This is a genomic window from Campylobacter iguaniorum (assembly GCF_000736415.1).
GTDB lineage: Bacteria > Campylobacterota > Campylobacteria > Campylobacterales > Campylobacteraceae > Campylobacter > Campylobacter iguaniorum.
Genome location: NZ_CP009043.1, coordinates 674,600 through 692,377, shown reverse-complemented (window position 1 = coordinate 692,377; position 17,778 = coordinate 674,600). Strand labels below are relative to the sequence as shown.

The window sequence follows — 17,778 nt, the reverse complement described above, 5'->3', positions numbered from 1 at the left end:
TATTCCTTAAATTAATTTAATTTTGTGAAAGTTCAAGCACTTCAAAATACTCATTTTCAAGGTTGTTTAATTCGCCCTTTTTCTCTTCAAGCTCTTCAAAAAGAGTCTGAAGACCAACTTTTTGGTAAATTTCAGGCGTTGAAAGTGCGTGATTTAGCTCTTTTATACGTTTTTCCAAGTCTTCTATCAAGGCTGGATAATTTTGCAAAATTTGATTTTGTTTGTATGAGAGTTTGACAGTGGCAGTTTTTTGCTTCTCTTTTACTGGCTCATCTTCGTCAAACTCTTTTTCCATAGCATTTAACTGCTCAAGCTCCTCTTCATAGTCAAGATATTCGCTATATTCCATGTAAATTTGCTCTATCTTGCCATGCTCGTAAGCCCAAAGTTTGTTTGTGATTTTATCTATAAAATACCTATCGTGGCTGACTATCAGCACCGCTCCTTCAAAGCTTAGCAAATACTCTTCAAGAATATTTATTGTAGCGATATCTAAGTCATTTGTCGGCTCATCAAGTATCAGACAGTCATATTCTTTTGTAAATAATAGCGCTAGAGCAAGGCGGTTTTTCTCCCCACCACTTAATACAGAAACTGGCTTATCTAAAAACTCTTTTGGAAACAAAAAGTTTTTCAAATAGCCATAAACATGGTAGTTTCTACCTCGCACCATGATATGATCGCCACCATTTGGACAAAATAGCTCTATTAGTGATTTTTCTTCATCTATGCTTCGCCTATTTTGGTCAAAGTAGCCTATTTTTATCTCGCCTCTATTTATGGTGCCGCTATCTGCATCAAGCTCACCCAAAAGTATCTTTAAAAGTGTGGATTTGCCACTTCCATTTCTGCCTACGATACCGATACGCTCACCTTGTAAAACACGAGCATTAAAATCTTTAAAAAGCTCTTTTCCAGATAGTGTTTTTGAAAGATTTTTGCACTCAAAAAGCATCTTTTTGCGGTTTTGATTTATCCCACCTTGATTGAAGCTCTTTGAAGCACGTTCTAACTCAAGTTTGACTCGCCTTATCACGCCAGGATTTTTCTTCGCCTCTTCACGCATCGCAAAAACTCTTTGCTTACGCCCCTCATTTCTTTTAAGCCTTGCTTTTACTCCACGTCTTAGCCACTCTTCTTCGCTTTTTAGCTGTTTTATAAGAGTTTCATGGGTTTTAGCTAGTGATTTTAAAATTTCTTCTTTTTTGGTTAGATAATTCGCATATCCACCCTCAAAACTACGCAAATTTCCATCTTCTATTTCAACTGAACGCGTCGCAAGTCTATCGATAAAATACCTATCATGGCTGATAAAAACTATAGTTTGATTTGAGTTTAGCAGTAGCTCTTCTAAGAAACGAACCATATAAACATCAAGGTGGTTTGTCGGCTCATCTAGCAGCAAAACGTCTGGTTTTTTGAGTATCAAAGCGCCAAGTGCCACGCGTCTTACTTCACCACCGCTCAGACTAGCGATAGGTCTATTTTCATACTCTTTAAGCACAAAGCTTTCAAGCACTCTTTCTATCTTGTTTTCGATATTCCAGCCGTCTTTGCTCTCGATAAATTTAATCAGTTCATCTTGCCTTACAAGTAGCTCTTTGTTATTTTCATCGCCAGAAATTGCATGAAGCACATCTTCATACTCTTTTATCGCATCAAAAATCTCTTTTAGCTCGTTGTTTAATGCTTCTCTTACGCTAAATTTAGAGTCAAATTTAGGCGATTGGGCTAGCATTTGGACGCTAATTGAGTTTTGAGTGATGACTCTGCCATTATCAATCTCATAAGCCCCACACAAAATCTTCATCAAAGTGCTTTTGCCGCCACCATTTTTGCCTATTATAGCGATACGTTCTTTTTCATTTACGCTAAAGCTTGCGTCTTTTAAAATCTCTTTATCGCCAAATTTTTTGCTTACTTCAATTAGATCGATTAGTGCCATTTTTAGCCCCTATTCACATCTTTTCTATATTTCATAAACCAAATAGCACAAAATATAGAAACAAAGCCCAAAAGCACCATATAATAAGCCAGATACATCGGATCAAATTTATGCACCATAGCCACTGCAAACGGCGGCGTCACACCGCCAGCTATGGCATAAGCGATATTATATGAAAATGAAATCCCGCTAAATCTGATTTTATTTGGGTATAAAGCTATCATAAAAAACGGCGCTCCACATGGTCCAATACAGCCAAAAAATCCAGCAATCAAATAAAGTGTAAGCACGGTATTAAATCCAGCTCCATTATACAAAGCATAAAAATAAGCAAAAACTGCTACGATAAAAATCCCACTAAAGCCTATGGTTGCTTTTGAGACACCAAATTTATCACTAAATTTGCCATATATAAAGCAGCCAGCGCACATTAAGACGATACAAACCATTTGCATATATATCGTTGTAATTCTACCGACTTCGATTCCGCTTTTTTCAAACGCTCCTGGCATGAAATTTGGCATCAAAAGTATCATTACGACTATACAGCCAGTCAAAACCCAGCTTACTAGCATAGACATTAGATTGTCTAGTTTGTGGTATTTGATAACTGTTTTTATAGGCATTTTTTCTATATCATTCATCTCTTGCATCTGTTTAAATACTGGCGTTTCACTAAGATAACGTCTAAGATATATCGAAATCACACCAAAAATACCACCAATGATAAATGGCAAACGCCACATTCCGCCTTGTATATCAGCGTCGCTATAAACATTTTTTACTATCATTGTGACTATACTACCTAGCAAAATTCCAGCTACGACTGCTGAAGTCAGCACACCTACGCTATAATAAAGCCTATTTTTTGGAGCGTGCTCACTGATAAATACCCAAGCACCAGGCAGCTCACCACCTATTGCAATACCTTGAAGCAGTCTTACAAGCACCAAAAACACAGGCGCTGCGTAACCAATAGTCTCAAATGTAGGCATAAGACCTAGCGCAAATGTCGGTATAACCATAAGCAAGATAGACAGCATAAACATATTTTTGCGGCCATTTTTGTCCCCAAAATGCGCCATGATAATGCCACCAAGAGGCCTAGCAAGGTATCCAGCAGCGAATGTGCCATAAGTGTTTAAAAGCGACCAAAATGGATCCAAAGTAGCAGGAAAAAATAGATGTGAAATATAAGAAGCAAAAAATACAAAAATAATAAAATCATAAAACTCAAGCATACCACCAAGCGATGACAGCCCTAAAATTTTGATATCGGATCTGCTAAAACCCCTAGCCATAAACTTCCTTTAAATTCTAAAAATCCAAGATTATACTAAAAATTTGTTTAACTCACCATAAAATAGAGATTTAAATTTAAAAAATACAGGCTTTTGCAAAAAAAAATTAATTTCGCTAAAATGTGCGAAAATTTTAAGGATAAATATGCAAAAAAATAAAAGAACAAAATTACTTCTAGCCATACTTTTAGGGCTTGTTTTGGGTAGTGTTTGTGGTATTATTTTTGCCATTTTTGTCCCTTCACATTCGCCTTTGTATGCCAGCGCATTAGAGATAGCAAAGCCATTTGGGCTTGTGTTTATCAACTTGCTTAAAATGATAGTGGTTCCTGTCATTATCTTTACGCTTATTAGTGGAGTTGCAAATATTTCGCCATCTAGTCTTGGTAGGGTTGGGATTAAAATCATAGCTTTTTATCTTATAACTTCTTTATTTGCTATTATCATTGGCTTGTTGCTTGGAAACGCCTTTGATATAGGTACTAGCATAACACTAGAAAGCACAAATACGTCCAACATAAAAGCCCTAAATCCGCCATCTTTGATAGACACATTTATGGCTATCATTCCTACAAATCCATTTGCAGCTATGGTTAAGGGCGATGTTTTACCTATTATATTTTTCTCTATTTTATTTGGTCTAGGCATAGCATTTACCAAAGACAGCACAAAACAAAGCGTAAAAGATAGCGCAAACACTGTTTATAGCTTTTTTGACGGATGCGCGCAAGTGATATTTAAAGTAGTTGGCTGGGTAATGTTATATGCTCCAATTGGAGTATTTTTCTTGATTTTTCAAGTATTTGCTAGTAATGGAGTGAAAGCTTTTGGACCACTTTTAGAGGTTAGTTTTGTAGTTTATCTGGGGCTTGGTATTCAATTTTTATTAGTATATTTGCTTATTGTGTGGCTAAATGGACTTAGTCCTTGGCTATTTTTGCGTAGAGCTTTTGAGCCGTTTTTGGTAGCTTTCATAACTCGCTCATCAGGCGCCACACTACCTATATCTATGAATGTAGCTGAGCGTAAAATGGGTATAAATAAAGGAATTTACAGCTTTACCTTGCCACTTGGAGCTACTATAAATATGGATGGAACAACCATATATTTAGGAGTTTGTGCGATGTTTATTGCCAATGCTTGCGGCGTTGAGCTATCATTTGGTGCGCAAGCCGCTATGGTAGTGACTGCTGTTTTGGCTTCCATTGGCACTGCTGGAGTTCCTGGTGCTGGGGCTATTATGCTTATTATGGTTTTAGAAAGCATTGGGCTAGATTTAGCCAATGATAATGTAAAACTCGCCTATGCTATGATTTTAGGTATTGATGCTATCTTGGATATGGGTAGGACTGGCGTAAATGTAGCAGGAGATATGTGTGGCACTTGCGTGGTAGCTAAACAAGAAGGGCAGCTAGATGAAAGCAAATGGAAATAACGCAAATATAGTTATAATAGACGATGAAGCCGATCTTTGCGAGCTTTTGGAGTATAATCTTAGCAAGGCTGGATTTAATGTCACTACATTTTTAGACACTAAAAGAGTTGAGCAGTTTTTAGAAGAAGAGAGTTGCGATATTTTGATAGTAGATCGCAATCTTGGCGGTATTGAGGGAAGTAAATTTGTAAGTTCTTTAAGAGCCAAAGGCTACAATGAGCCAGTTATTTTTTTAACAGCTAAAAACTCCAGCAAAGAAAAACTCGAAGGCTTTGAGAGTGGCGGAGACGACTACATCACAAAGCCCTTTGAGCTTGATGAGCTAATCGCTAGAATTACAGCACTTTTAAAACGCTATAAAAAAGAGAGTCAAATATATAAATTCAAAGAAATCACGCTAAATTTAACCACCCAAGAAGTAAAGATAAATAAAACAAGCTTAGAACTAACCAAGCTTGAGTTTGCCCTGCTTTTGGAATTTGTGAAAAATAAAAATATCTTGCTTAGCCGTGATGAGCTTTTGGGCGATGTTTGGCAAAACGATATGGCAAATGAAAAAACAGTAAATATCGCTATCAAACGCCTAAGAGCCAAGCTCGGAGATGCAGGAGAATGCATCAAATCAGTTCGCGGCGAGGGCTACAAGCTTTGCTAAGAATAGCATTTTATTATCTAATATTCATCGCCCTATTTTTCTTTTGCTTTTGGCTTGTTTTGGGTGAAAATTTTCTTAAACATATCTATATTATCATCGTTGTAAGCCTGTTTTTATCCATGAGTCTGACCTATATAGCCTATGAAATTTCAGCTTATCAAAACAAGCGGATAAAAGATGCACTCATAAGAAAAGATAGAAAACTACGCAAGCAAACAGCAAAACTCAGGATAAAAAACGCGCAATTAGAAAATCTGCTAAGTGGGATAAGTCATGAGTTTAAAAATCCGATCTCAGTCATCAAAATGTCAGCTCAAACCCTCCTAAACGACGCCGATATGCATCAAAATATCAAGCATAAATTTACAACCAAAATCATATCAAATAGCAATAAAATGAATAATATCTTAAACAGATTAAGAATTGGTTTTGGTGGTGATATAGAGCCACATTTAAGCGAATTTGACGCTAGAAAACTTTGTCTTGAAGTATCTTCCAATCTTGAAACAAACGAGCAAAAAATCATCATAAACGGAGAAAAAACACTAAAGGCTGATTATGATATGATATATCAAGTCGTGCTAAATTTAACCCAAAACGCCCTAAAATACTCCAAATCCGATGTCCAAATCGATCTAAACGAAAACGGAATTTTCATCAAAGATAGTGGCGAAGGCATAGATGAAGATGAGCTAAAACTAATCCAAAAGAAATTTTACAAATCCAAAGTTTATGACTGGAACAACTCTTTAGGACTTGGACTATACATAGTCAAAATCATCTTAAAGCTTCATAATTTCGAGTTTGTCGTCCGCTCACAAAAGGGCGTGGGATCGATATTTGGCTTTAGAGACAAAATATCAACTGCTTTTAGACTCAAAATCACAGATGAAGCTTTGCAAGTGAGTAAATTTGAATAATCTTAGCCTAACTCGCCTTGCCACGCCTATATTTTTTGATATGCTTCTTCGCACGCTTACGCTCATCATCAACACAATCATGGTCGCAAAAGTAGATGTGAATCTAGTCGGAGCCATGGGCGCTGGAAACCAGATATTTAATCTTTTTGTAACTGTTTTTAGCTTTCTTAGTGTGGGCTGTAGCGTCGTTGTGGCTCAAAGTCTTGGAGCTAGAAACACCAATCTAGCCTCACGCGCAATCCACATAAGCCTTAGTTTTAACGCTATTTTGGGGCTAGTTTGTGCATCTGTGATCTACTTTCACACTCACCTCGCGCTTGAGCTTTTGCAGATCCCAAGTGCTGTGATAGAGGAGAGCTATAGCTATCTTCATACTCTTAGCATTGCGCTATTTTTAGAAGCTGTTGGCATAGTAATCGCAGCTATTGTGCGTGTTAAAAACTTTGCTTTTCACATCATGCTAATCTCTGCTTTTATGAATGTTTTGACTGTCATCGGCAATGCCATAGCGCTTTTTGGCTTTTTTGATCTACCAAATTACGGCCTAGCTGGAGTTGGGGTTTCGGTTATTTTTGCAAGAGTTGTTGGCGTGATTTTGCTAGCTTACGTACTTGTCAAAGTAGCCAAAATCCACATTCACTTTGGGCTATTTTTTAAATTTAGCAAAGACATAATAGCCAAAATCCTAAAAGTCGGGCTTCCAAGCGCTGGAGAAAATCTGCTCTGGATAGGTCAGTACATGGTCGCTTTTAGCTTCGTTGCTAGTATGGGCGAGCAAAGCCTAAGCGTGCAAACTATCTATTTTCAAATTTCGATGTTTATATTTTTAGCCGCGACTGCCATAAGCATAGCCAATGAAATCATAGTCGGGCATTTAGTGGGGGCTATGGAGTTTGACAAAGCCTACAAAAAGGCCTTTGATAGCCTAAAAATCGGCGCACTTATCACGTGGAGCGTGCTTTTTATATTTTATCTCAGCCGTGAAGAGATAATGAACGGCTTAAGCTTAACAGACGAGCTAAAAGCCATAATGCGACCACTTTTTACGCTCTCACTCGTACTTGAAAGTGGCAGGGCTTTTAATATAATTATGGTAAATTCCTTACGCGCTAGTGGGGACGCTAAGTTTCCTTTTGTCATGGGCGTTTTGTTTATGTGGGGCGTGAGTTTGCCTTTAGGCTATCTTTTGGGTATTCATTTGGGATACGGAATAATCGGCGTTTGGATAGGATTTTGCGCTGATGAGTGGGCAAGAGCTTTGGCAAACACTCTTAGGTGGAAAAGTAGAAAATGGCAATCAAAAAGACTAGTGTGAAACTTGAGAGTTTCAACGTCCAAATCACCTATAAAGCAGTCAAATATCTACGCCTAAAAGTCACAAAAGACGGATTAGTGCTAGTTAGTGCACCGTTTTTTACAAGCAAACAAAGCATTGTAAATTTAGTAGAAAAAAATAGAGCCTGGATATCTGGGACTCTTGCCAAAATCCAAATCCCAAGCGATGAAATCAGGTTTTTAGGGCAAGCTTACAAGCTTAAATTTGATAAAAATATAAATTACGTAAGTGTAGAGCAAGGCAAGATCATAGCTCCAAACCAAAAAGAACTAGATAAATTTATGCTCCAAAAAGCAAAAGAAATATTCGAAAAATATATAAAATTTTATTCACCAAAAATAAACAAACCAATAAACCACGTCAGTATCAAAAAAATGACTACTCGCTGGGGGAGTTGCAACTCCAAAAAAGGCTATATAAATTTAAATCTAAATTTAATCCAAAAAGATGAGAGATTTATCGAGTATGTCGTGCTTCACGAGCTTACTCACCTTATCTATCCACACCACCAAAACAGCTTTTATGAATTTATCCAAAGTCTAATGCCAGATTATAAATCAATAGAAAAATTATGATTTTAGTTTATTTAAATAATTAGTTTTTTATATTCTTTTTGGCATAATGTTTTTCCCAAATTTTAAAAATAAACTTAAATAAAGGAATAATATGCAAACCATAGAAGTAGATTTTTACGGCACTTTAGTCGTAATGGTTCTTGTTTTGTTGCTTGGTATTTTCATCATCAAGCGAGTCAAATTTTTACAAGATTACAATATCCCAGAACCAGTCGTCGGCGGTATCATTGCGGCGATTTTCTTTTTGTGTCTATATAGTTTTGGCGGTATCACGCTTAAATTTGATGGCTCACTAAAAGATCCGCTTATGCTAGCGTTTTTCTCGAGCATTGGGCTTTTGGCTGATTTTGCTTCGCTTAAAAAAGGCGGCAAAAAGCTAGTTATATTTTTGTTTGTCATAAGCGGACTTTTGGTCTTGCAAAATGTAGTTGGTATCAGCGTGGCTCTTGGGCTTGGCGAGAATCCTCTTATAGGATTGCTTGGAGGATCTGTCACTATGAGTGGCGGGCACGGCACTGGAGCAGCTTGGGCTGGGGAGTTTATCAAAGAGCCTTATGGATTTAGCGCTGCTTATGAGGTAGCTATGGCGAGCGCGACATTTGGTCTTATTGCTGGAGGTATCATAGGCGGACCAGTTGCAAGATATCTTATCAACAAAAATAGTCTCAAAACTCCAGATTCAAACGACAACGACATATCATCTCTAGGCGAATACGAAACCCCACACAAAGAGAAGCTCATCACTCAAAAAAGCTTCATCGAGTCTTTAGCACTTCTTGCGTTTTGTCTTCTTATAGGCAACCTTGTAGCTGGCTTGATGAAAAGCGCAAACATCGGCTTTACCTTGCCTACATTTGTCTATTGTCTATTTACTGGCGTTATTTTAAGAAACGTGCTTTCAAGCCTTAAAATTTACCAAGTATTTGATAGAGAAGTCTCAGTTCTTGGCAATGTAAGCTTATCACTTTTCTTAGCTTTCGCGCTTATGACGATAAACCTTTGGCAGCTTGTAAGCCTTGCTCTTCCTATATTTACTATTCTTGTTTGTCAAGTCGCTTTAATGGCGGCGTACGCGATATTTGTGACATTTAGATTTTGCGGGCGTGACTATGACGCAGCTGTGCTCGCTGCTGGACACTGCGGATTTGGACTAGGCGCCACTCCGACAGCTATGGTAAATATGCAAACAGTGACAAACCACTACGGTATGAGCCACATGGCTTTCATCATCGTTCCGCTTTGTGGAGCGTTTTTTATCGATATCGTAAATGCACTAGTGATAAATGGATTTTTAAGCTTTCTTGGATAGCATTTGACTATTATAAAGGCTTTTAAAGCTTATTTAAAAGCCTTTTAAATTTACTACACTTTATCATAAAAACAGCAAAACCAAATTCTAACAGTCATTGCGAGAAAATCTTTGATTTTTGCGGCAATCCCTCAAATTCACACAGTGAATTTGTTAATCTGCACGCAAGCGCAGCAACTTTGAAGCTTTTACAGGGAGATTTTGCTTCGTTACACTCGCAACTGCAAGCAGACGGGGATTGTCAAGGGGATAAGGGGTAGTGTCTGCTAAAAAACGTCCCCTTGATGAAATAAAAAAGAGTTTGAATTTATTGTTAAATTTAATTTGTGAATTTAAAGTTTTTCTTTCTTAAGGGAGACAAGGGAAGAACTCTTTTTATTTGACTGCATTACAGTTCTCCTCTTATCTCCCTTAAAATCCTCAATCCTCTCTCCCCGAACGTATTTGGCTATAAAAGTGGTTGGTTTATTTGAGTTTTGGTTTATTGTGAGATTATGTTTTGTCATTGCGAGTAAGTGAAACGAACGTGGCAATCCAACATTATAAATATTAAATTTAGATTGCCGCGAAAATCAAAGATTTTCTCGCAATGACAAATAAACGTTTTGCAAGATTAATCTATAAATCTCTTCAAAAGCCCATCATATGCATCAATGCGGCGATCGCGTAAAAACGGCCACCACCTACGCACTTGCTCACAGCGTTTAAGATCAATCTCGACAATGCTTGATAGCTCATCAGTGCAATTTGCTCTAAAAAGCTCTTCGCCTTGAGGACCAAAAACAAAGCTATTGCCCCAAAATCTTATAGAGCCATTGCCATTTGGCGCTTCTTCAAGTCCTACGCGGTTTACTGTGATGACTGGCAGACCATTTGCTACTGCGTGACCCCTTTGGACTGCGACCCAAGCTTCAAGCTGGCGAGATTTTTCATCTTCGCTGTCACCGTCAAACCAGCCTATAGCAGTAGGATATATCAGCACCTCAGCACCCTTTAATGCCATAAGTCTAGCAGCCTCAGGATACCACTGATCCCAGCACACCAAAACCCCAAGCTTGCCCACGCTTGTGCTAATTGGCTCAAAGCCTAAATCTCCAGGAGTGAAATAGAACTTTTCATAGAAATTTGGGTCATCTGGAATATGCATTTTGCGGTATTTGCCAGCTACCCCGCCGTCATTATCAAAGACAACTGCTGTGTTGTGATAAAGCCCAGAGCAGCGACGCTCAAAAAGTGAAGTCACAAGCACTACTTTAAACTCTCTTGCTACTTCGCTCCAGTACGCCACGTCGCTTTCATAGTCGCTTGCTAGCTCAAATGTATCTACGTTTTCATCTTGGCAAAAGTAAGAGCCTTGATGAAGCTCTTGCAAAACAACCAAATCAGCTCCATTTTTAGCAGCGTCTTCTATGCGTTTGGTGGTTTGTCTGATTGTCTCTTCTTTGGAGCCATAAAATTTATGTGCGATGAGTGCTGTTTTCATATCTCTTCCTTATCCCTGTCATCTTCGATATCAAAATGCGTATCAAAAACCCATTTTGTGTTATTAAATTTAGCCTTTATGTCATCTTCTATCTCATCGCCTATCTTGTGAGCTAAGCTAAGTGAAATATCTGGATCAAAGACCAAATGAACGCTAAAATAACTCTTATCTCCACTTTTTCTAGTTTTTAAATAATGGTAGCTTTTTATATCTGGTTTGCTATTTATAATCTCTATTATCTCTTCTACTTTGTCAAGCTCAAGTGAGCCATCTAGCAAGATATAGACGCCCTCTCTCACAAGGCTAATGGCACTAAAAACGATATAAATGCTTATCCCAATCCCAAAAAGCGCGTCGATAATCTCATATCCACTAAGCCAAATCGCAAAAAGTGCAGCCAAAATAGCGGCGTTTGTGATCAAGTCTGTTTGGTAGTGAAGAGCGTCGGCTTTAACTATGAGATTACCAGTTTTAGTATAAACTGATTTAAGGTACAATACTAGAAGTCCAGTCATCACAAGCGAGATTATCATCACGATAAATCCAGCTCCCACATCTATGCTTTGCTTTGGATTTATGATCTTTTCCACACTACTATAACAAATAAAAATACCAATACCAACGATAAAAGCACCCTCAAACAAAGCAACTAAGGCCTCAAGCTTACCATAGCCGAAGTTAAATTTAGCGTTTGGGTTGGCGCTGGATTTTTTCATCGCAAAGTAATTCAGAGCTGAGACCAAACAATCTAGCAAAGAGTCAATGGCGGAGCTAAGGACTGCCATGGAGCCACTGGCTAAGCCTACGCTAAATTTGATTATGGCTAAGACTACTGCTACGCTTCCTGCGATAACTGGTGGGTGAAAACTCATCTGAGCCCCTTAAATCTATTTTGGCTAGAACAGTGCAAAGAGCCGTTTTGGCGGATAAAAACCCTGCTATCCACGCCAATTATTTTTAAATTTGGTAGTGCGTTTTGGAGTGCGTTTAGCGCAAGCTCATCAGCCTTTTCATCGCCGTAAATTGGCACGATGAGAGCTCCATTTACAAAGATAAAATTACAATACGTCGCTCCAAGCCTTCTGCCTTCAAACATCACAGGCTTTGGAAGTGGCAAAGCTACAAGCTTAAATCCACTGCTCTCAAGCTCTTTTTTCATCAAATTTAGCTCACCGTAATGCTCGTCGCTCTCATCATCGCAAGCTGCGTAAGCTATGGTGTCAGGAGCGATAAATCTAGCCAAAGTATCGACGTGGCTATCTGTGTCATCGCCTCTGATGAAGCCATGATTTAGCCAGATGATTTTTTCTAGCCCAAACAGCTCTTTTAGGTGGTTTTCTAGCTCAAATTTACTCAGGTTATTTCGGTTATCATTTAGTAGGCATTCGCTTGTAGTAAGCATTACGCCATTGCCATTAAACTCTATGCTTCCGCCTTCTAAGATTAGCTCTATTTGCTTTAGTTCGCCTTTTAAGGTGGCAAAAAGTTTCTTATTTAGTGCGTTATCTAGCTCACTCTCAAACTTCCCGCCCCAAGCGTTAAATTTAAAATCATAGCTTATGGTTTTATCGCCGCTTCTTACATCGATCGCACCATAATCCCTGATCCAAGTATCGTTTGTCTCAATCTGCAAAAACTCTACATTGTCAAATTTAGCAAATCTCTCAAAATCGCCTGAATTTGGCGCTATTAAAAGCACTTTTTGGTATTTACTGACAGCCTTTACAAGCTCTTCATAGCTACCTAAAATCTCTTGCAAATATGGATTCCAGTCAGTTTTAGCGTGCGGAATACTAAGAAGCAAAAGCTCTTGCTCATCCCATTCGGCGTAAGTTTTTATCATAAAAGCTACCTTGAAACTATAAATTTATAAGTTTGCAAGGATAGCATATAAGGATTTAAGATTTGATAAATCAGTCTAAAAGGCGCTTTATTTCGCTATCAAAAGCTGACTTTGGATAAAGCCCTAAAAACTGCTTAGTTGCCCTGCCATTTTTATCAAAGACATAAGTCACAGGCGTCCCCATAACTCCGCCTACCACGCTTGAGAGATAGCTTACTGATTTTGGCACTGAAGTAGTGGGGAAGTTTATATTTTTTTCTTTTAACACAAAAATATCGCTATCAAAGCCCTTTGTATCGCCCATGATGCCATATACTTTTATATTTTCACCATACTCTTTGATGAGTTCGTTTATGATAGGCACTTGACTCTCACAAGCCCCACACATGGTAGAGAAGAAAAATAACATATATGGCTTGTCCCAGCCAGATATTTTAAGCTCTTTTTGTTCCACATTATATGTCGTGTCAAAGCCGTTTTTGTCATTTAAGCTCATATGGTGTCTTGAGCCGTCCCCACAACTAGCCAAAAAAAGCCCAAAAATAGCCAAAATTATTAAATTTTTCATCTTAATTGCTCGATTCTATCAAGTTTGCCATGTTTTAGATATACGACTTTATCAGCGTATCTTCCTAGCTCTTCATTGTGAGTGATGAGAAGCAAGGTTTTGCCTTCGTTTTTTAACTGTTTAAAGGCTTCTAAAACCACCTTTTCGTTTGCTTCATCTAAGTTTCCAGTAGGTTCATCTGCGATGATGATATCAGGGTCATTTATGAGTGCTCTTGCGATGCAAACTCTTTGCTGCTCTCCACCGCTAAGCTGACTTGGTCTATGGTTTAAGCGGTGGCTAAGCCCCATTTTAGCTAACATTGCCTTTGCACTGCTTTCATCTACGCTGCTGTGATAAAACTGGCTTATCATCACGTTTTCTAGCGCACTCAAATATGGCACAAGGTGAAACTGCTGAAAAACAAGCCCTATTTTATTGCGTCTAAACTCCAAAATCTGCTCATCGCTTAGTGAGTTTGCAAGCTCACCAGCAAGCCTATACTCGCCACTAGTTGGATTATCCATAAGGCTTAGGATATTGACTAATGTGCTTTTGCCACTTCCACTTGGCCCCATTATGCTGACCCACTCGCCTTTTAAAACGCTTAGATTGATGTCATCTAATGCCCTTACATCTCCAAAATATTTTGAAATTTGATTTAAATTTAACACTTCCATTTTATTCCCTTAAAAGATTGGCTATATTTTGATTTAACGACTTTTTGATCGGATAAAAACTAGCCCCCAAAGCAAAAACAAGGCTGATAATAACAGCCAAAACAAGACTATAAATACTAAAATCCACTCCACTAAAAAATATAATATGCCCTAAAAATATAGCAAGAATGTATCCAAATAACGCCCCTAAAATCGCCCCACTCACGCACACTACAAAAACCTCGCTAAGTATGAGTTTAAGCAAGGATTGCTTGCTAGCTCCTAGTGAGCGAATAAGAGCAAACTCTTTTATCCGTGAAAAAAGTATAGAAGATAAGGTGGTGTTTATCCCGACTGAAGTTATAAGCAAAATTGTTAAGCCAATAAGCAACATTAAAAGCTTGATTTTGTCTAAAATCACGCCTTGAGCTTTTGAGATTTTGCCTATGATTTCGAATTTAATATCTTTGCTATTTATCAAATTTAACTCGTCCAAAATGCTCTCATGATCGCCGTTAATTATGGCGTTTGCATAGCTTATTAGACCACTTTTGCCAAATATCTCTCCAGCCAAGCTTAAAGAAATTATAAGCAGATTATCCTCTTTTTGCCCATCATAAACCACGCCTTTTATGCGTACTTTGTGGACTTCATTATTGGCTAAGATTTCGATTATATCGCCAGTTTTAGCACCTATTTGCTTAGCAAGTTCTACGCCAATGAGAGCAAATTTGTCCCCGCCAGTGACAAACTCACCACTTTTTAGATCAAGATAAGGCATTATTTTTTTGAGATTTGCAAACTCCACGCCCATTACAACTGCGTTGCTTACGCCTAAATTTGCCACACCAAAAAGATATTTGTTTGACGCTTTTAGATTTTTTACCTTGCTTAGAATTTGATCTAGCTCATTTTCATTTATGTAGCCATTTTCTAAATTAACTGGGCTTATTACTACATTCGCGCCATAGCTATTTAGCTCGCTACTTACCTTTTTATCAATGTCTGTGTATAAATTTATAAAAGCTGAGCTTATCGCCGCACCAAATAAAATAGAAGCGAACATTACAAGGCTCGCACTTTTGGAGCTTAGTATGCTTTTTAAAACTGCTTTTATGAAAAATATCTTATTTTCTACCATATAACACCTCTGCTGGGAGTGAGTTTATCACGCTTTTTAGTGGCAAGATTGAGCCGATTATACATATCAAAAAGCCAAAAACTACGCTTAAAGGTAGCACCATAAAGCTCATACCTACAAAACTTCCAAATATCTGATAGCTTAAAGCAAAGCTTAGAGCATATCCCAAAACGCAGCCAAGCAAAGCAGCCACCACGCAAACTACGAAAATCTCAGCTACAAACTGCATATAAATGATGAAATTTCCAGCTCCTAAAGCCTTTAGCAGTCCTATTTCTTTTTTGCGTCTATACATTTGTGAGCTCATAAGACTTGTTATGCAGATACTTGAGACTACAAGAGAAAGCAAACTAGCTATTCCCATTAGACTTTGGATTTTTTTGGTTATTCCACTTTGTGCTTCGCTCACGCTTAGCACCGCCTTTGCCGCTGCGTTTGGATACTCTTCGCTAATCTGATAAGCGATTGAGCTGACATAAGCAGAGCAGTACCATTTATCATAAGCCACGGCGTCCAAACTCTCCAAATCCCGCCTTGCTTTTACTGACAAGTCGTTTTCTGGGATTGTCATCGCAGCGACCTCTGCTTTGTCTATTAAATTTGGCTTGTTTGCTAAAGCTTGAGCTAGTTTTAGACTTGTTATTATCTTTTTGCTCTCATTCTCGCTTGAATGAAGAATGCCTACTACTTTTACATTTTTGTCGCCCAAATTTATAACGTCTCCAAGCTTAAGCCCAAGCTCAACTCCGGCTAGCACAGCGTCCATGCTATCATCATCTGGATACCTGCCATCAACGACCCAAAACGGATATAAGCTAACAACTCCACTCCTAAAATCAGGCTCATCGCTCACTCCAGCAACCTTGTCAAAATACGTCCCCAAAATATCATAACCACTCAAATTTAGGCTCAAAAACGGCGCAAATGCCGTGATATTGTTTCGCCAAAAAATCTCTTTTATCCTATGCAAGTCGCTTTCTAGCAAATAATCATCATTTTTTAGTGGCAAAAACTCCTTGCCACCGATCTCTATGCTTAGATTTCTTGATTTTGGCAAGACAACTATGTTTGAGCCATAACTCCTTAGCTCGCTTGCTACCTTATCGCCTATATTTAGAGTGATATTTAGCATGCAAGCTATCAAAGTCACGGATAAAAATATCGTGAGAAATGCTAAAATCTTGCTGTCATTTGAGCGTAAAATCGATGATTTTATAATACGAAAAAACATTATTTAAGCTCCTTTAATACGCCGTTTGTCTCGGTATAAATTTCTGGATTTTGCTCGAATTTAGCTTGGTTTTGCTCGTTTTGAAAAAAGTATGTTTTGCCATAATAAACATAGCTAAATTTGCTATCATTTGAAATTTTATTTCTACTGACTGGATCGGTGACCACTTTTCTCACGACTTTAGAGAAAAATGTAGAGCCCTTTTCAATGGCTTCTAGGCTGATTTTTATCTCTTTTCCATCAAATTTATATTCAAACGGGATTGGATTGCACCCACCTGGCTTTCCCACGCTTGGCAAGAAAATCCGCACATTGCAACTTATGCAAATTAGATTATCTCCGCTTTTTATGTAGCCCATATCGCCACATATCGCGCACGCATCAAAAACAGCCACTGGAGCTAATTTGTCCTTGAAGCGATTAACGATAAAAAATCTTATCTCTTTGCCATCATCGCTGATATAAGCAAATCTATGGAGTTTATTATCTCGCACTAAATTTGCATCAAACCTAAACTCGCCATCCACTGGCTCTACTATATCTGGAGTGCTTATTTGTGGTGGTTTGGAAGCCACCAAAATATAAAACAAGCTGACAAAAGCAATCAAAACGCTTAAAAAAACAGTATAAAAAACCGCTTTAAAGCTAAATATTCTTTGAGCAACGTTTATCCTGTATAAAACGACATTGCTCCTATCTATTTTGCGTGGCAAGTAGGCTAGAGATATGAAAGAAATAATCATTAAAAACGCCGACAAGATAACAGGCAAAAAGCTATCAAAATATATAATCTTAGCCACGATACTAAGCAAATTTGAGTAAGTCTGCAAGATGCCTTCTTGCATCAAACTAAGAGCCAAAAATGAAACCCTACTAGCCAAAAATAAAATCACAAAAATAGATAAAAATGCGTATTTAAACGCATTTGGAATGGCTTTTAAAACTGATTTAAAAGCAAAGTAAATCCCCACTAGCAAAGCAGATGCAAAACAAACCATAAAAAGATTGCTAAGACTAAGGCTATCAAGCAAATCTCCAGCAAAAATAGGAAAGTTCATACTGATAAACCCGTACTCATAACCATACCCAAAAGCTAGAAAAAAGCTAAATAAATTTACAAAATATGAGCTTTTAAATTTAATGCAAAGCGGCGTTAATAAAAGCATAATTATGCAAATAATGTCAAAAAATATCTTGCCATTATCGGTATTTATGGAGATTTTAAACAGCCCAAATACAAAAAGCGAAAGACAAAGCCCAAAAAGCGAAGGCAAAAGATGGTTTTTGACACTATTTTTATGCTCCAAAAACGCTAAAATCACGCCTACTGGAAAGAGCGCAAGAACAACTTGATAAAAAAATATGCTCATAAATTTCCTTGTTTAAATTTAAAAAATC

The 17,778-nt window shown here is 37.9% G+C and carries 16 protein-coding genes; 6 read left to right on the top strand and 10 right to left on the bottom strand.

Annotated features, from left to right (window positions below; translation table 11 throughout):
• Positions 1–16: 16 nt before the first annotated feature.
• Positions 17–1,945 (bottom strand): ribosomal protection-like ABC-F family protein, encoded by a 1,929-nt coding sequence (abc-f, locus tag CIG1485E_RS03430; RefSeq protein WP_038453730.1) that lies wholly within the window; start codon positions 1,943–1,945, stop codon positions 17–19.
• Between the two features lie 2 nt (positions 1,946–1,947).
• Entirely contained in the window at positions 1,948–3,246 is a 1,299-nt protein-coding gene (locus CIG1485E_RS03425) for an MFS transporter (RefSeq protein ID WP_038453729.1), read from the bottom strand.
• 145 nt (positions 3,247–3,391) lie between these two features.
• Here CIG1485E_RS03425 and CIG1485E_RS03420 point away from each other — a divergent pair, with 145 nt between their 5' ends.
• From CIG1485E_RS03420 to gltS, 6 genes are all read left to right on the top strand, one after another.
• Positions 3,392–4,681, top strand: a complete 1,290-nt coding sequence (locus CIG1485E_RS03420) for a dicarboxylate/amino acid:cation symporter (protein ID WP_038453727.1) — start codon at positions 3,392–3,394, stop codon at positions 4,679–4,681.
• Entirely contained in the window at positions 4,662–5,336 is a 675-nt protein-coding gene (locus tag CIG1485E_RS03415; RefSeq protein WP_038453725.1) for a response regulator transcription factor, read from the top strand. Before CIG1485E_RS03420 ends, CIG1485E_RS03415 begins: the two co-directional genes overlap by 20 nt.
• Positions 5,294–6,256 carry a sensor histidine kinase gene (locus CIG1485E_RS03410; protein WP_235183859.1) on the top strand — a complete coding sequence of 321 codons (963 nt, stop codon included), beginning with the start codon at positions 5,294–5,296 and terminating at the stop codon, positions 6,254–6,256. The genes CIG1485E_RS03415 and CIG1485E_RS03410 overlap by 43 nt, the downstream gene beginning before the upstream one ends.
• Positions 6,249–7,571: an MATE family efflux transporter gene (locus CIG1485E_RS03405; RefSeq protein ID WP_038453723.1), complete on the top strand. Its 1,323-nt coding sequence runs from the start codon at positions 6,249–6,251 to the stop codon at positions 7,569–7,571. Before CIG1485E_RS03410 ends, CIG1485E_RS03405 begins: the two co-directional genes overlap by 8 nt.
• Positions 7,547–8,167 carry a M48 family metallopeptidase gene (locus CIG1485E_RS03400; RefSeq protein ID WP_038453720.1) on the top strand — a complete coding sequence of 207 codons (621 nt, stop codon included), beginning with the start codon at positions 7,547–7,549 and terminating at the stop codon, positions 8,165–8,167. The genes CIG1485E_RS03405 and CIG1485E_RS03400 overlap by 25 nt, the downstream gene beginning before the upstream one ends.
• 91 nt (positions 8,168–8,258) lie before the next feature.
• Positions 8,259–9,476 (top strand): sodium/glutamate symporter, encoded by a 1,218-nt coding sequence (gene gltS, locus CIG1485E_RS03395; RefSeq protein ID WP_038453718.1) that lies wholly within the window; start codon positions 8,259–8,261, stop codon positions 9,474–9,476.
• 613 nt (positions 9,477–10,089) lie between these two features.
• Here the strand turns inward: gltS and CIG1485E_RS03390 are convergent.
• From CIG1485E_RS03390 to CIG1485E_RS03355, 8 genes are all read right to left on the bottom strand, one after another.
• Complete coding sequence (locus CIG1485E_RS03390) at positions 10,090–10,959, bottom strand: carbon-nitrogen hydrolase (protein ID WP_038453716.1); 870 nt, start codon at positions 10,957–10,959, stop codon at positions 10,090–10,092.
• The gene (locus CIG1485E_RS03385) at positions 10,956–11,831 is read right to left on the bottom strand and encodes a cation diffusion facilitator family transporter (RefSeq protein ID WP_038453714.1); all 876 of its coding nucleotides are present in this window, start codon (positions 11,829–11,831) and stop codon (positions 10,956–10,958) included. The genes CIG1485E_RS03390 and CIG1485E_RS03385 overlap by 4 nt, the downstream gene beginning before the upstream one ends.
• A complete protein-coding gene (locus tag CIG1485E_RS03380) occupies positions 11,828–12,802 on the bottom strand; it encodes an agmatine deiminase family protein (RefSeq protein ID WP_038453711.1) in 975 nt (324 codons plus the stop codon). The genes CIG1485E_RS03385 and CIG1485E_RS03380 overlap by 4 nt, the downstream gene beginning before the upstream one ends.
• Positions 12,803–12,872: 70 nt before the next feature.
• Complete coding sequence (locus CIG1485E_RS03375; RefSeq protein ID WP_038453708.1) at positions 12,873–13,370, bottom strand: TlpA family protein disulfide reductase; 498 nt, start codon at positions 13,368–13,370, stop codon at positions 12,873–12,875.
• Entirely contained in the window at positions 13,367–14,029 is a 663-nt protein-coding gene (locus CIG1485E_RS03370) for an ABC transporter ATP-binding protein (protein ID WP_038453706.1), read from the bottom strand. Before CIG1485E_RS03370 ends, CIG1485E_RS03375 begins: the two co-directional genes overlap by 4 nt.
• A gap of 1 nt (position 14,030) precedes the next feature.
• A complete protein-coding gene (locus tag CIG1485E_RS03365; RefSeq protein WP_038455552.1) occupies positions 14,031–15,149 on the bottom strand; it encodes an ABC transporter permease in 1,119 nt (372 codons plus the stop codon).
• A complete protein-coding gene (locus CIG1485E_RS03360) occupies positions 15,136–16,380 on the bottom strand; it encodes an ABC transporter permease (RefSeq protein WP_038453704.1) in 1,245 nt (414 codons plus the stop codon). Before CIG1485E_RS03360 ends, CIG1485E_RS03365 begins: the two co-directional genes overlap by 14 nt.
• Positions 16,380–17,750, bottom strand: coding sequence for a Fe-S-containing protein (locus CIG1485E_RS03355; protein WP_038453702.1), 1,371 nt, complete (start codon positions 17,748–17,750; stop codon positions 16,380–16,382). The genes CIG1485E_RS03360 and CIG1485E_RS03355 overlap by 1 nt, the downstream gene beginning before the upstream one ends.
• Positions 17,751–17,778: the final 28 nt, after the last annotated feature.

Excerpts from the sequence above, each read along its gene's own strand:
- CIG1485E_RS03360 (WP_038453704.1), bottom strand. The coding sequence starts at position 16,380 with ATGTTTTTTCGTATTATAAAATCATCGATTTTACGCTCAAATGACAGC.
- CIG1485E_RS03420 (WP_038453727.1), top strand. The coding sequence starts at position 3,392 with ATGCAAAAAAATAAAAGAACAAAATTACTTCTAGCCATACTTTTAGGG.
- CIG1485E_RS03385 (WP_038453714.1), bottom strand. The coding sequence starts at position 11,831 with ATGAGTTTTCACCCACCAGTTATCGCAGGAAGCGTAGCAGTAGTCTTA.
- CIG1485E_RS03375 (WP_038453708.1), bottom strand. The coding sequence starts at position 13,370 with ATGAAAAATTTAATAATTTTGGCTATTTTTGGGCTTTTTTTGGCTAGT.
- CIG1485E_RS03390 (WP_038453716.1), bottom strand. The coding sequence starts at position 10,959 with ATGAAAACAGCACTCATCGCACATAAATTTTATGGCTCCAAAGAAGAG.
- CIG1485E_RS03365 (WP_038455552.1), bottom strand. The coding sequence starts at position 15,149 with ATGGTAGAAAATAAGATATTTTTCATAAAAGCAGTTTTAAAAAGCATA.
- CIG1485E_RS03380 (WP_038453711.1), bottom strand. The coding sequence starts at position 12,802 with ATGATAAAAACTTACGCCGAATGGGATGAGCAAGAGCTTTTGCTTCTT.
- abc-f (WP_038453730.1), bottom strand. The coding sequence starts at position 1,945 with ATGGCACTAATCGATCTAATTGAAGTAAGCAAAAAATTTGGCGATAAA.
- CIG1485E_RS03400 (WP_038453720.1), top strand. The coding sequence starts at position 7,547 with ATGGCAATCAAAAAGACTAGTGTGAAACTTGAGAGTTTCAACGTCCAA.
- gltS (WP_038453718.1), top strand. The coding sequence starts at position 8,259 with ATGCAAACCATAGAAGTAGATTTTTACGGCACTTTAGTCGTAATGGTT.
- CIG1485E_RS03370 (WP_038453706.1), bottom strand. The coding sequence starts at position 14,029 with ATGGAAGTGTTAAATTTAAATCAAATTTCAAAATATTTTGGAGATGTA.
- CIG1485E_RS03425 (WP_038453729.1), bottom strand. The coding sequence starts at position 3,246 with ATGGCTAGGGGTTTTAGCAGATCCGATATCAAAATTTTAGGGCTGTCA.
- CIG1485E_RS03355 (WP_038453702.1), bottom strand. The coding sequence starts at position 17,750 with ATGAGCATATTTTTTTATCAAGTTGTTCTTGCGCTCTTTCCAGTAGGC.
- CIG1485E_RS03410 (WP_235183859.1), top strand. The coding sequence starts at position 5,294 with ATGCATCAAATCAGTTCGCGGCGAGGGCTACAAGCTTTGCTAAGAATA.
- CIG1485E_RS03415 (WP_038453725.1), top strand. The coding sequence starts at position 4,662 with ATGAAAGCAAATGGAAATAACGCAAATATAGTTATAATAGACGATGAA.